This window comes from Streptomyces sp. NPDC096324 (genome assembly GCF_044763015.1).
In the GTDB taxonomy this organism is placed as follows: domain Bacteria; phylum Actinomycetota; class Actinomycetes; order Streptomycetales; family Streptomycetaceae; genus Streptomyces.
The window spans coordinates 189571-202782 of sequence record NZ_JBIWFK010000007.1 but is presented as its reverse complement, the minus strand read 5'-3'; the positions used below and the strand labels follow the sequence as shown (position 1 = coordinate 202782).

Sequence of the window (13212 nt, the reverse complement as noted above, 5' to 3'; positions counted from 1 at the left end):
GGCGAAAGAAGCTTGTGGGGCTCGCAGGACGGGGACGGCGAGTAATGCCATAGGCCCGGCGACGCGATCCGACCTATTCTCGGCCGCATGACTGACACGGGTGGGGACCGGATCGAGGAAGCCGTCGCGAGCTGCGCCACGCTGCTGCGGACGGCGGCCGCACACGACTGGGAGGGCGCACGGGCGGGACGCCTGGAGTGGAACTGCCGGCACACAGCCGAGCACATCGCCGGTGATCTCATCGCGTACGCCGGACAGTTGGCGGGCCGGGCCACCACGGCCTACGTACCGTTCGAGATCACGATGGACGAGGGCACGGACAACGCGGGCGTCGTCGACGTGATCGAGACGACCGGCGCCCTGCTCGCCGCCACCGTCCGCACGACCCCGCGCGAGGTACGCGCCTTCCACCCGTACCCGTTCCGCAGCGCGAACCGCGAGGGCTTCGCCGCGATGGGGGTCGCCGAGGTCCTGCTGCACACGCACGACATCGCCGAGGGCCTCGGCCTGCCGTACGAGCCGCCGGCCGAGCTGTGCGCCTGGGTCCTCGGCCGGATCTTCCCGCACGCGCGGCCCGAGCCGGACGCCCCGTGGAGCACACTCCTGTGGGCCACCGGACGCGGTGACCTGCCCGGCCGTGAACCGCTCAGCGAGTGGCGCTGGAACAACAACCTGGTGATCGGCACCGAGCGGCTGACCCTCCAGGGCGTCACCCCGGCCGCCGCCGCCGACCTGCGCGCGGGCGGCACGGGCGGCTTCGAGTGGATCGAGGGCGGCCCGTTCCACGGCACCCGGGAGGCCGCCGGGATGGTCGCGAGCTCCTACGAGAAGGGGGTGCACCGGCCGGAGTGGGGGATGTTCGTGCTCGTACGGCGCGAGGACGGACACGCGGTCGGCGCGATCGGCTTCCACGGCCTGCCCGACGAGGAGGGGCGCGCCGAGGTCGGCTACGACCTCGCGGAGAACGCCCGCGGCTACGGCTACGCCACCGAGGCCCTGCGCGCCCTGGCGGAGACCGCCCTCGCCCGCGACGACGTCAAGCTCCTGTTCGCCGCCATCGAGCGGGACAACGCCCCCTCGCAACGGGTCATCGCCCGCGCCGGTTTCACCCGGGCGAGCGAGGAGGTGGAGAAGGCCGCCCACGAACTGCACGACCTGGAGGAGTCCTTGAGGCTGTACTCCCGCGAGGCCTGAGGGCACGACCTGGCCCGTGTCCGCCCTGAGGCCGGGCGCCCGGTCCGCCCTGAGGCCGGGCGCCCCTGTCCGCTCTAAGGCCGGACGCCCCGCTTGCGGCGGCGCAGTCCCGCGCCGTGCAGCAGCCGTACGACCTCGCGGCTGCTGACCTCCACCGCTCCGGCGGCGACCGCGTCGGCGTAGCGGTGCGAGGGGATGTCGTAGTGGTCGCGCTCGAAGGCCCGCGGGGGCGCGCCCAGCTCCTCGGCGAACGCGTGGAGTTCGTCGTACGAGACGTCACTGATCAGGTGGGACCAGACACGGCCGTGCCCCGGCCAGGTGGGCGGATCGATGTAGACGGTCACGAGGGCGGGTTCGTGCCGGTCGCCGAGCCGAGCGAGCCGACGGGGGAGATCTTCACACCGGCCTCGTGGCACACCCAGTGCGGGTCGGGGCCCAGTTCGGGCTCGACGTCCAGGGCGTGCGGGCCGCCGGAGGTGCACACCGGGCACAGCGGCCACCGTCCGTGCCGCTCCAGGAGCGCGTCCTGCACGTCCTGGGCGACGAGCCCGGCGACGAACTCGACGCCGTCCGGCCACTGCTCGACCCACCAGCGGCGCTGCACCACCGAGTCCTCGACCAGGGAGACGACGTCCGCCTCGGCCACCTGGCCTGTTATCAGGTCGGCGAGCACACGGGCGCGCGCCGCGTGCAACGCCTGCTCCAGAGGGCTGAGGGGGCTGCCGGTGGGGTCCATGTCCCTATTGTGCGCACCCTTGACCGTTCACCCCAAAGGAAAATATCTTTCATGGTGTGACCCATGACGTGAAGGAAATTTTCGCGGGTGCGGCACCCCCCGCCCCCGCGGCCCTCGCCGCCAAGGTGCGGACCCTCGCGCCCTCGATGACACGCTCCATGCAGCGGGTCGCCGAGGCCGTCGCCGGTGACCCGGCCGGATGCGCGGCCCTCACGGTCACCGGACTCGCCGAGCTCACCGGCACCAGCGAGGCCACGGTCGTGCGCACGGCCCGCATCCTCGGCTACCCCGGCTACCGGGACCTGCGCCTCGCGCTCGCCGGACTCGCCGCCCAGCAGCAGTCGGGCCGGGCCCCCGCCGTCACCGCGGACATAGCGGTCGACGATCCCATCGCCGACGTCGTCGCCAAGCTCGCCTACGACGAACAGCAGACCCTCGCCGACACCGCCGCCGCGCTCGACACGGTCCAGCTCGCCGCCGCCGTGGCCGCCATCGCCGCCGCCCGCCGCGTCGACGTCTACGGCGTCGGCGCGTCCGGGCTCGTCGCCCAGGACCTCCAGCAGAAGCTCATGCGGATCGGGGTCATGGCCTTCGCGCACATCGACCCGCACCTCGCGGTGACCAGCGCGGTCCAACTGCGCGCCAAGGACGTGGCGATAGCCGTCACGCACTCCGGCTCGACCGGCGACGTCATCGAACCGCTCCGCGTCGCCTTCGAGCACGGGGCGACGACGGTGGCGATCACCGGCCGTCCGGGCGGACCGGTCGCGCAGTACGCCGACCACGTCCTCACCACCTCGGCCGCCCGCGAGAGCGAGCTGCGCCCGGCGGCCATGTCGTCGCGGACCAGCCAGCTCCTGGTGGTGGACTGTCTGTTCGTGGGGGTCGCCCAGCGCACCTACGACACGGCGGCGCCCGCGCTGTCCGCCTCGTACGAGGCCCTGGCGCACCGCCACTCCCCGCGCGGCGGCCGGTAGCCGCTCCGCACGACCTCATCGGAAAGAGCCGCCTCTCCATGACCTCCATGTCCAACCACGGCGATCTTCGAGCAGAGTTGGAGACGCTGACCACCGAGGCGTTCCGCCCCGAACTGTCGGAGATCGACCGGCTGCCCACGCTGGAGATCGCGCGGCTCATGAACGGCGAGGACACGACGGTGCCCGCGGCCGTCGCCACGCAGCTCCCACACATCGCCGCCGCGATCGACGGCATCGCGGAGCGCATGTCCCGCGGCGGCCGGCTCGTCTACGCGGGCGCCGGCACCGCGGGCCGCCTCGGCATCCTGGACGCCTCCGAGTGCCCGCCCACGTTCAACACCGATCCCTCCCGGGTCGTCGGGCTGATCGCGGGCGGCCCCGACGCCGTGATCACCTCGATCGAGGGCGCCGAGGACTCGCGGGAACTCGCGGCGGCCGACCTGGACGCGCTCGCCCTGACGGCCGACGACACCGTGGTCGGCGTCTCCGCCTCGGGCCGCACCCCGTACGCCGTCGGCGCGGTCGAGCACGCCCGCAAACAGGGCGCGCTCACGATCGGCCTGTCCTGCAACGCGGACAGCGCGCTCGCCTCCGCCGCGGATCACGGCATCGAGGTCGTGGTCGGCCCCGAACTGCTCACGGGCTCGACCCGGCTGAAGTCCGGCACCGCGCAGAAGCTCGTCCTGAACATGCTCTCGACGATCACGATGATCCGGCTCGGCAAGACGTACGGGAACCTGATGGTCGACGTTCGGGCCTCGAACGAGAAGCTGCGGGCCCGCTCCCGACGCATCGTCGAACTCGCCACCGGGGCCTCCGACGAGGAGATCGAGCGCGCGCTCGCCGCCACTGACGGCGAGGTGAAGAACGCCATCCTGACCATCCTCGGCGGACTCGACGGGCCCACCGCCGCCCGCCTTCTGGAGGAGTCGGGGGGCCATCTGCGCGCCGCGCTGGCGGCTTCGGCCGGCTGACCAGCACGCTCGGGGAGTGAGCACCCCCGACTCCACCACAGCAGCGGCGATCCTCCCCCTCGTGGGCGGTCCCGCGAACGTCCTCACCGTCGCCCACTGCATGACCCGGCTCCGGCTGGGTCTGCGGGACCCCGGTCTGGTGGACGGGCCGGGCCTGCGGGCCCTGCCCGCCGTCCTCGGCCTCGTCGCGGACGACGGCTCGTACCAGATCGTCCTGGGCCCCGGCACGGCCGCCCGGGTGACCCCCGCGTTCGAGGCCCTGCTGACGAACGCCCCGCACGGCACGGAACCGGTGCCCACCGCCGGACCGGCCGCCCCGGACGCCACCGGACCCACGACCACCTCGACCACCTCGACGACCGCGGACCTGCTCGCCCTGCGCGGCGCCGAGCTGAGGGCCGCCCGCTCCCGCCGCAACGCCACCCCGCTCAAGCTGTTCCTGCGGCGGATCGCGGACGTCTTCGTGCCGCTGATCCCGGCCCTGATCGGCTGCGGGGTGATCGCCGGCCTCAACGGCCTGCTGATCAACCTCGGCGTGCTGAGGGACCTCACCCCCGCGCTGACCGCCATCGCCTCCGGGTTCATGGCGCTGATCGCCGTCTTCGTGGGCCACAACACGGCCAAGGTGTTCGGCGGCACCCCGGTCCTCGGCGGCGCGGTGGCCGCCGTCGTCGTGTACGCGGGGGTCGCCAAGGTGACCGTCCTCGGTGTGACGCTCGCCCCCGGCCAGGGCGGTGTCCTGGGCGCCCTGGCCGCGGCCCTGCTCGGGACGTACGTGGAGAAGTGGTGCCGCCGCTGGGTCCCGCCCACCCTGGACGTCCTGGTCACCCCCACCCTGACCGTGCTGCTCACCGGCCTGGTGACCCTGTACGCGCTGATGTACGCGGCCGGTGAGCTCTCCGCCGCCATCGGCACCGCCGCCGCCTGGCTGCTCTCCACCACCGGCGCCCTCGCCGGGCTCGTCCTCGGCGCCCTGTTCCTCCCCCTGGTGATGCTCGGCCTGCACCAGGCCCTCATCCCCATCCACACCACGCTCATCGAGCAGCAGGGCTACACCGTCCTGCTGCCCGTGCTCGCCATGGCGGGCGCGGGCCAGGTCGGCGCCGCCCTCGCGGTGTACGTCCGGCTGCGCCACGACACCTCGCTGCGCACGACGATCAGATCGGCGCTCCCGGCCGGTCTCCTCGGCGTCGGCGAACCCCTGATCTACGGAGTCTCCCTTCCCCTCGGCCGGCCCTTCGTCACGGCCTGCGCGGGCGGAGCGGCGGGCGGCGCGTTCATCGGCTTCTTCTCGATGCTGGGCGACCACGTCGGCTCGACCGCCATCGGCCCCTCAGGGCTGGCCCTGTTCCCGCTGCTGTCCGGCAACCGGGGCCTCGCCGTCACCGCGGCCATCTACGCGGGCGGTCTGCTGACGGGGTACGTGGTCGGTTTCGCGGCCACCTACTTCTTCGGCCTCGGCGGCATCCGCGACAACGGTCTCGACGGCGGGCTCGACAGCGGCCTCGACGGCCGGTCACCGGCCCGGCGGGCGGAGCAGGCCGCCGTGTAGCCGTGCTGTCGGTGGCGCGTGCGAGGCTGGGGGCATGAACCACGCACAGCTGACCGCCCTGGGCCGTGCTCTGCGGCTGCTCGGAGAGCACGGCGACGCCTTGAACGCCGACACCCCCGACGCCAAGCTGCACGAGGTCAAGGCGGACCTGAAGCGGGCCCTGGACCTGCTGGACGAGACGGTGACGACGGCCAAGCCGACCACCCGCTGCTCCGAGCACCCGAACGGCCCGGTGGACGAGAGTGCCCCGGACCGCTGTCTGCTCTGCGAGACCCGCCGCCGCACCGCCCGCCGCACCGAGGTCAACGACGCGTACACGCACGGCCGGGCGCCCGCCCCGGACGAGCTGCCCGACCGCACGATGTCCCGCTACGGCGTGCGCGGCGACCGCCCCCAGCCCCAGCAGCGCTGGCTCCCGGAGGTCTGGAACGGCCAGACGTGGCTCCTGTGCGGCACCCCCCGCCGCGACCGCCAGGAAGCCGAGCGCTTCCTCGCCGCCGAGCGCCGGGCCCCCCGCCCCGGCATGGCCTACCGCCTCGTCCACGAGTTCACCGACTACGAGGTGCTGCGGATCTGGGGCACCCCGGTCAAGGTCGACATCGAGCCCATGGGGAATCTCTAGGCAAGCCGGGGCCCGAGAGCGGGCCCCGTGCCCGGCACCGGGTCAGGGCAGCCGCCCCTCCGCGTTGAGCCGCCGCACCCGGGCCCGCAGCACCTCGCCCGGCGGAGCCTCCCCGAGGGCCTCGGGCGGACAGTCCCACTCGATCCCCCCGCCGGGCGGCCGCAGTTGTACGAGACCGCCCTCGCGCCCCATCACCTGCCCGAGCCGTCCGTCCCGCACGTCGATCGCGTACTCCTCGCCGGACGTCATCTCCATACCCACCGATCCCTCCACGCTGAGTGTTCCCTTTCACCACCCAGCGTGACCGGCATGCCCGTAGCCTGGCCAGAGTCGGCGCTCCAACAACCCCACCTGTTGGACGGGAAGTCGCCATGCCCCACCCCAAGGACCTCGACCCCTCCTCCTCCCCGCGCGCCATGATCGGCGCGGAGCTGCGGCACGCCCGCGAGAACGCCGGCCTCAGCCAGTCCGAACTGGGCGAACCGCTCTTCGTCAGCGGTTCGTTCATCGGCCAACTGGAGTCGGGGACACGGCGGTTGCAGCTCGAATACGCCGTCCGGATAGACGAGATCCTCGGAACCAGGGGCTTCTTCGAGCGCAATTGCAGGGCCCTGGCCAGGTCGAAGTACCCGGACCACTTCGTCGAAGCGGCGGAGGCGGAGGCCTTGGCGGCGGCGATCAGGGAGTATGCGCCGGCGCTCGTCCCCGGCCTGTTGCAGACACGGGGGTATGCCCAGGCGATGTTCCGGCGGGGTCTCCCGACGGCAACAGTGCAGGCCATCGATGACTTGGTCGCGGCCCGGCTGGACCGTGCACGCCTGCTCGACGATCCAACAAAGCCGTTGTTGTGGGCGATCCTTGACGAGGCTGTACTGCGCCGAAGGGTCGGGACGTGGCCGGTCATGGCCGAGGCCTTACGTCACATTGCCACCCTGGCCGAGGAGCACAGGGTCATCGTGCAAGTGCTGCCCTTCGCAGCAGGAGCCCACATGGCCATGGAGGGCTCCCTCAAGCTGATGACCTTCGACGGCGCAGCACCTCTTGCTTACCTGCAAGGTCTGGGAACAGGCCGACTGGAAGACGACCCGGCCACTGTCGCCCACCACGACCTGACCTTCCATCTCCTTGCGGCCAGCGCACTCTCACCGCACGAATCACTGGCTCTGGTCCACTCGGTGGCAGAGGATTACGCGCATGAGCGACAGCCCTGAGTACGCCCTGAGCAAGGCCACTTGGCACAAGTCCAGCTACAGCGGAGCAAGCGGCGGCGACTGCCTGGAAGTCGCCCTCGGCGTGAGCCACCCCGACCTCGTCCCGGTCCGGGACTCCAAGAACCCCGGCCCGGTGATCGCCTTCGGTGCCGCAGCCTGGGGTGCCTTCGTCGCGCACCTCGGCTGACCGGAAGAGCGCAAAAAGGGACGGCACCCGCGTACAGCGGGCGCCGTCCCTCCCCCGTTCCCCCCGTTTCCGGGAAGCTGTCAGCTCAGCGAGCCCAGCGCCGCCGCGTCGTACGGCGCGAGCTCGTCGAAGCGGCCGGCCAGGACCTTCGCGGCCCACTCCGGGTCCTGGAGGAGCGCGCGGCCGACGGCCACCAGGTCGAACTCGTCGCGCTCCATGCGGTCGAGGAGGTCGTCGATGCCCTTGACCGGCGAGCCCTCGCCCACGAAGGCCTTGATGAAGTCGCCGTCCAGCCCGACCGAGCCGACGGTGATGGTGGGCTTGCCCGTCAGCTTCTTCGTCCAGCCGGCGAGGTTGAGGTCGGAGCCGTCGAACTCGGGCACCCAGTAGCGGCGCGTGGAGGCGTGGAAGGAGTCCACTCCGGCCGCGGCGAGCGGGGCGAGGATCGCCTCCAGCTCCTCCGGGGTCTCCGCGAGCCGGGCGTCGTACGCCTGCTGCTTCCACTGCGAGTAGCGGAAGATGACGGGGAACTCGGGCGAGACGGCCGCGCGCACCGCGGCGACGATCTCCGCCGAGAACTTCGTACGGGCCACCGGGTCGCCGCCGTAGGCGTCCTCGCGCCGGTTGGTGCCCGCCCAGTGGAACTGGTCGAGCAGGTAGCCGTGGGCGCCGTGGAGTTCGACACCGTCGAAGCCGATGCGCTCGGCGTCGGCGGCAGCCGTGGCGAACGCCTCGATGACGTCGTCGAGGTCCTGCTGGGTCATGCTCTTGCCGGTGACCTCGGCACCCTCCTTGTAGAGGCCGGAGGGGCCGACCGGCGGGGCGTCGGTGAAGGGCGGCTCGCCGGTCTTGCGGACCATGCCTATGTGCCAGAGCTGCGGGACGATCGTGCCGCCCGCCGTGTGCACGGCGTCGGCGACGTTCGCCCATCCGGCGAGCTGGTCCTCGCCGTGGAAGCGCGGCACCGCGTCGCTCTGTCCGGCCGAGTCGTGGCCGACGTAGGTGCCCTCGGTGACGATCAGGCCGACGCCCGCGGCGGCACGGCGGGAGTAGTAGCCGACCACGTCCTCTCCCGGTACGCCGCCCGGCGAGAACATCCGGGTCATCGGGGCCATGGCGATCCGGTTCGGGACGGTCAGGCCGTTGATGGAGACGGGACGGGACAGGATCTCGGCTGCGCGGGACGCGGCGTCAGCGGTCACGTGGGGGCTCCTAGGAGAGGTGGTCGGTATGACGTCGAGTGGTCTGCGATACAGGAGATTCCGTGCGGTATGTGCACATGCATCAACTGCTCGTCAGCGTCAACCTCCGCACCGGGCGGGGCATTCCGCCGCCCCCGGACTCATTCCTGTGATCCGGGCCACGTCACGGGGCCGCCCCGCCCCCGCGAGACGTCGCGGGAGACGTCGGGGCCGGGCCGGGAAACGCCCGAGGGCGGCACCCTCCCTCGCGGGAAGGTGCCGCCCTCGGAACGTCAGGACGGTTGATCGACCGGGGTCGATCAGAAGTCCATGTCACCGCCCGGCATGCCGCCCGGAGCGGCCGCGGAGGCCTTCTCCGGCTTGTCGGCGATGACGGCCTCGGTGGTCAGGAACAGCGCGGCGATGGAGGCGGCGTTCTGCAGAGCGGAACGCGTCACCTTCGCCGGGTCGATGATGCCTTCGGCGATCATGTCGACGTACTCACCGGTCGCGGCGTTCAGGCCGTGGCCGACGGGAAGGTTGCGCACCTTCTCGACGATGACGCCACCCTCGAGGCCACCGTTGACGGCGATCTGCTTGAGCGGGGCCTCCAGGGCCAGACGGACGGCGTTGGCGCCGGTCGCCTCGTCACCGGTGAGCTCGAGCTTCTCGAAGACCGAGGAAGCCTGGAGCAGGGCCACGCCACCACCGGCGACGATGCCCTCCTCGACGGCCGCCTTCGCGTTGCGAACGGCGTCCTCGATGCGGTGCTTGCGCTCCTTGAGCTCGACCTCGGTGGCGGCACCGGCCTTGATGACGGCCACGCCGCCGGCCAGCTTCGCCAGACGCTCCTGGAGCTTCTCGCGGTCGTAGTCCGAGTCCGAGTTCTCGATCTCGGCACGGATCTGGTTCACACGGCCGGCGACCTGGTCGGCAGAGCCGGAGCCGTCGACGATCGTGGTCTCGTCCTTGGTGATGACGACCTTGCGGGCACGGCCCAGCAGGTCCAGACCCGCGTTCTCCAGCTTGAGGCCGACCTCCTCGGAGATGACCTCGCCGCCCGTGAGGATGGCGATGTCGCCGAGCATGGCCTTGCGGCGGTCACCGAAGCCCGGGGCCTTGACGGCGACGGACTTGAAGGTGCCACGGATCTTGTTGACGACCAGGGTCGACAGGGCCTCGCCCTCGACGTCCTCGGCGATGATCAGCAGCGGCTTGCCGCCCTGCATGACCTTCTCGAGGAGCGGGAGCAGGTCCTTCACGTTCGCGATCTTGGAGTTCGCGATCAGGATGTACGGGTCGTCGAGGACGGCCTCCATACGCTCCATGTCGGTGGCGAAGTACGCCGAGATGTAGCCCTTGTCGAAGCGCATACCCTCGGTGAGCTCCAGCTCCAGACCGAAGGTCTGGGACTCCTCGACGGTGATGACGCCTTCCTTACCGACCTTGTCCATCGCCTCGGCGATGAGCTCGCCGATCTGGGTGTCGGCGGCGGAGATGGAGGCCGTGGAAGCGATCTGCTCCTTGGTCTCGACATCCTTCGCCTGCTCCAGCAGGGCACCGGAGACGGCCTCGACGGCCTTCTCGATACCGCGCTTGAGAGCCATCGGGTTGGCGCCGGCGGCGACGTTGCGCAGACCCTCGCGCACGAGCGCCTGGGCCAGCACGGTCGCCGTGGTCGTACCGTCGCCGGCGACGTCGTCCGTCTTCTTGGCGACTTCCTTGACCAGCTCGGCGCCGATCTTCTCGTACGGGTCCTCGAGCTCGATCTCCTTGGCGATGGAGACACCATCGTTGGTGATCGTGGGGGCGCCCCACTTCTTCTCGAGAACGACGTTGCGACCCTTGGGGCCGAGCGTCACCTTGACGGCGTCCGCGAGCTGGTTCATGCCGCGCTCGAGGCCGCGCCGTGCCTCCTCGTCGAACGCGATGATCTTGGCCATGTGAAGTGGTCCTCCCGGACGGGGTGGATTGCTCCGGATCGCGCCCGCGCCCGCGACGGACGGCCCTCGTGCCCTGTGGTTCCTTGCCCCACAGGCCCGCGAGCCTCGCCGGCCCGATCCAAGTTCTGTCACTCTCACTGGGAGAGTGCTAACGCCAATGATTAGCACTCGACCCCGTCGAGTGCAAGGTGCGCTCGCGAAAGCGAGCTCATCGAGGGGTGGCGGTCGGGCGACGGGCGGGCGCGAGCGCCTCTCACGAAAACAGCCCCCCGACCCAGTCCCCGCACGGGTCCACACCGGGGCGCGCGGGCGTACGCGGGGCGGGAGGCCGACCGAGGACGCACGAGGGGCCCGCACCCCTGGTGGGATGCGGGCCCCTCGTGCGTGAGTGAGTCGGTGGTCGTTCGCGCCCGATCAAACGGCGAGTTTGACCATGTCCGCCTGCGGACCCTTCTGGCCCTGCGAGATCTCGAACTCCACTCGCTGACCCTCTTCAAGGGTGCGGTAGCCGTCCATCTGAATCGCGCTGTAGTGCACGAAGACGTCCGCACCACCGTCGACCGCGATGAAGCCGTACCCCTTCTCCGCGTTGAACCACTTGACGGTGCCCTGAGCCATGCCTAACTCCCCTATTACTGGCCCTTGCACAGATCCGCACTTCGCGGATCCGGGTCAGACCTCACCCCCCAACGGTTGGGGGTGTGCGCCGGAACGCGTCGACCGCGGCTGAATGTATCTGTCCAACTGCCCTCTGCAACAGGTCAATCGGACGAGAATTCTGGGCATGGCCGATCAATGATATGCGGAGAATGTGCAAGGATTCAGGGCAAGTCGGGCCCCGCAAATGCCATAAAATGCCCAAAAAGGTGAGTCACTTTGGCTACTTCTTGTCGCCCGGAGAACGGTCACTCATATGCGCCCGGCATGAAACCAACATCAAAATTGAAGCGACTTCCCCAACTCTAGCGCGTTCAACCCTACAGAATTGCCCCCTCCGCTTGTCTCACGGAGGGGGCAATTCTGTGAACGCAATGTGTTCGGCATTACCGAGGGTAACGATCAGCCTCCGGCGACGGCCGGAATGATCGAAACGCCGACACCGTCCGGAGTCGCCGTCTCCAGTCCCTGCTCGAAGCGCACGTCGTCGTCGTTGACGTACACGTTGACGAAGCGGCGCAGCTTGCCCTGGTCGTCCAGGACGCGCGCGGCGATGCCCGTGTGGTTCTTCTCCAGGTCGCTGATGACCTCGGCGAGGGTCGCGCCCTCGGCCGTCACCTCGGCGGCGCCACCGGTGTAGGTGCGCAGGATGGTGGGGATGCGGACGTTGACGCTCATGATGCGAGGCCAGCCTCTCGGAAGGAGTCGAGGTTCGGGCGGATGGTCGCGGTCAGCCCGGTGTCGGAGGCCACCGCGTCCAGGGTCTTGAGGCCGTCGCCGGTGTTCAGCACGACCGTGGTGAGGGCCGGGTCCAGGAGGCCGTTCTCGATCAGCTTGCGGGTGACACCGACGGTCACACCGCCCGCCGTCTCCGCGAAGATGCCCTCGGTGCGCGCGAGCAGCTTGATCGCGTCCACGATCTGCTCGTCGTTCACGTCCTCCACCGCACCGCCGGTACGCCGGGCGATGTCGAGCACGTACGGGCCGTCCGCCGGGTTCCCGATGGCGAGCGACTTGGCGATGGTGTCCGGCTTCTGCGGCCGTACGACGTCGTGGCCGGCCTTGTAGGCGACGGACACCGGGGAGCAGCCCTCGGCCTGGGCGCCGAAGATCTTGTACGGCTTGTCCTCGACGAGGCCGAGCTTGATCAGCTCCTGGAGCCCCTTGTCGATCTTCGTGAGCTGGGAGCCGGAGGCGATCGGCACGACGAGCTGGTCGGGGAGCTTCCAGCCGAGCTGCTCGCAGATCTCGTACGCCAGGGTCTTGGAGCCCTCGGCGTAGTAGGGCCGCAGGTTGACGTTGACGAAGCCCCAGCCCTCGCCGGCCGGGTCCCCGATCAGCTCGGAGCAGAAACGGTTCACGTCGTCGTAGTTGCCCTCGATGCCGACGAGCTCGCCGCCGTAGACCGCGGCCATGACGACCTTGCCCTGCTCCAGGTCGTGCGGGATGAACACGCAGGAACGGAAGCCGGCACGGGCCGCCGCGGCGCCCACCGCTCCGGCGAGGTTGCCGGTGGAGGAGCAGGAGAGGGTGGTGAATCCGAAGGCGCGGGCCGCTTCGATGGCCTGGGCGACGACGCGGTCCTTGAAGGAGTGCGTCGGGTTGCCGGAGTCGTCCTTGACGAAGAGCTTTCCGGCGTCGACGCCGAGCTCACGGGCCAGGTTGTCGGCCCGGACGAGCTTGGTCCAGCCGGGGTTGATGTTCGGCTTGTCCGCCACGTCCGCGGGGACGGGCAGCAGCGGCGCGTAGCGCCAGATGTTCGCGGGTCCCGCTTCGATGCGCTTGCGGAGTTCTTCGGTGTCGTAGGCCGAGAAGTCGTAGGCGATCTCCAGCGGGCCGAAACACTCCTCGCAGGCGAAGACCGGACCGAGCGGGACGCGGTGTCCGCACTCGCGGCAGGAAAGCGCCGCGGCCGGTCCGAGGTCTACCGCGTCCGCGGAGTTCGTGGTGCTTGCAACTGTCTGCGCAGCCATGGAGG

15 protein-coding genes are annotated in these 13212 nt (G+C 70.5%); 7 read left to right on the top strand and 8 right to left on the bottom strand.

All coding sequences use genetic code 11. The features are described 5' to 3' along the window. Positions 1-87 precede the first annotated feature (87 nt). The gene (locus tag ACIQ7M_RS20820; RefSeq protein WP_403646311.1) at positions 88-1194 is read left to right on the top strand and encodes a GNAT family N-acetyltransferase; all 1107 of its coding nucleotides are present in this window, start codon (positions 88-90) and stop codon (positions 1192-1194) included. 74 nt (positions 1195-1268) lie between these two features. Here the strand turns inward: ACIQ7M_RS20820 and ACIQ7M_RS20815 are convergent, their stop codons facing one another. Together ACIQ7M_RS20815 and ACIQ7M_RS20810 are read right to left on the bottom strand one after the other, a co-directional pair. After that, positions 1269-1538, bottom strand: coding sequence for a DUF4031 domain-containing protein (locus ACIQ7M_RS20815; protein ID WP_355766781.1), 270 nt, complete (start codon positions 1536-1538; stop codon positions 1269-1271). Beyond that, positions 1535-1930, bottom strand: a complete 396-nt coding sequence (locus ACIQ7M_RS20810; RefSeq protein ID WP_389844711.1) for a hypothetical protein — start codon at positions 1928-1930, stop codon at positions 1535-1537. Before ACIQ7M_RS20810 ends, ACIQ7M_RS20815 begins: the two co-directional genes overlap by 4 nt. 56 nt (positions 1931-1986) lie before the next feature. Here ACIQ7M_RS20810 and ACIQ7M_RS20805 point away from each other — a divergent pair, with 56 nt between their 5' ends. From ACIQ7M_RS20805 to ACIQ7M_RS20790, 4 genes are read left to right on the top strand one after another with little or no spacing between them, the layout of a single operon-like run. Continuing rightward, positions 1987-2907: a MurR/RpiR family transcriptional regulator gene (locus ACIQ7M_RS20805; RefSeq protein WP_355766787.1), complete on the top strand. Its 921-nt coding sequence runs from the start codon at positions 1987-1989 to the stop codon at positions 2905-2907. A 38-nt stretch (positions 2908-2945) separates the two neighbouring features. Then, positions 2946-3881: an N-acetylmuramic acid 6-phosphate etherase gene (gene murQ / locus ACIQ7M_RS20800; protein WP_403646306.1), complete on the top strand. Its 936-nt coding sequence runs from the start codon at positions 2946-2948 to the stop codon at positions 3879-3881. A 16-nt stretch (positions 3882-3897) separates the two neighbouring features. Next, entirely contained in the window at positions 3898-5433 is a 1536-nt protein-coding gene (locus tag ACIQ7M_RS20795; RefSeq protein WP_403646303.1) for a PTS transporter subunit EIIC, read from the top strand. A 34-nt stretch (positions 5434-5467) separates the two neighbouring features. After that, on the top strand, positions 5468-6055 hold the full coding sequence (locus tag ACIQ7M_RS20790; RefSeq protein ID WP_355766795.1) for a hypothetical protein: 588 nt from the start codon (positions 5468-5470) through the stop codon (positions 6053-6055). A 42-nt stretch (positions 6056-6097) separates the two neighbouring features. On the opposite strand, the gene ACIQ7M_RS20785 is transcribed toward ACIQ7M_RS20790, so the two are convergent. Next, positions 6098-6304 (bottom strand): hypothetical protein, encoded by a 207-nt coding sequence (locus tag ACIQ7M_RS20785; RefSeq protein ID WP_355766823.1) that lies wholly within the window; start codon positions 6302-6304, stop codon positions 6098-6100. A 122-nt stretch (positions 6305-6426) separates the two neighbouring features. On the opposite strand from ACIQ7M_RS20785, the gene ACIQ7M_RS20780 reads away from it, so the two are divergent. Together ACIQ7M_RS20780 and ACIQ7M_RS20775 are read left to right on the top strand one after the other, a co-directional pair. Then, a complete protein-coding gene (locus tag ACIQ7M_RS20780) occupies positions 6427-7266 on the top strand; it encodes a helix-turn-helix domain-containing protein (protein ID WP_403646299.1) in 840 nt (279 codons plus the stop codon). Continuing rightward, entirely contained in the window at positions 7250-7453 is a 204-nt protein-coding gene (locus ACIQ7M_RS20775; protein ID WP_403646296.1) for a DUF397 domain-containing protein, read from the top strand. Before ACIQ7M_RS20780 ends, ACIQ7M_RS20775 begins: the two co-directional genes overlap by 17 nt. Positions 7454-7533: 80 nt before the next feature. Here ACIQ7M_RS20775 and ACIQ7M_RS20770 read toward each other — a convergent pair whose 3' ends face one another. From ACIQ7M_RS20770 to thrC, 5 genes are all read right to left on the bottom strand, one after another. Then, a complete protein-coding gene (locus ACIQ7M_RS20770) occupies positions 7534-8655 on the bottom strand; it encodes an NADH:flavin oxidoreductase (RefSeq protein ID WP_403646293.1) in 1122 nt (373 codons plus the stop codon). A gap of 299 nt (positions 8656-8954) precedes the next feature. Beyond that, positions 8955-10577 (bottom strand): chaperonin GroEL, encoded by a 1623-nt coding sequence (groL, locus tag ACIQ7M_RS20765; RefSeq protein ID WP_355766807.1) that lies wholly within the window; start codon positions 10575-10577, stop codon positions 8955-8957. Positions 10578-10991: 414 nt separating this feature from the next. Continuing rightward, positions 10992-11195 (bottom strand): cold-shock protein, encoded by a 204-nt coding sequence (locus tag ACIQ7M_RS20760; protein WP_005315736.1) that lies wholly within the window; start codon positions 11193-11195, stop codon positions 10992-10994. A gap of 441 nt (positions 11196-11636) precedes the next feature. Continuing rightward, positions 11637-11912, bottom strand: coding sequence for a MoaD/ThiS family protein (locus ACIQ7M_RS20755; protein ID WP_355766811.1), 276 nt, complete (start codon positions 11910-11912; stop codon positions 11637-11639). After that, positions 11909-13207, bottom strand: coding sequence for a threonine synthase (thrC, locus tag ACIQ7M_RS20750; RefSeq protein WP_403646289.1), 1299 nt, complete (start codon positions 13205-13207; stop codon positions 11909-11911). Before thrC ends, ACIQ7M_RS20755 begins: the two co-directional genes overlap by 4 nt. Positions 13208-13212: the final 5 nt, after the last annotated feature.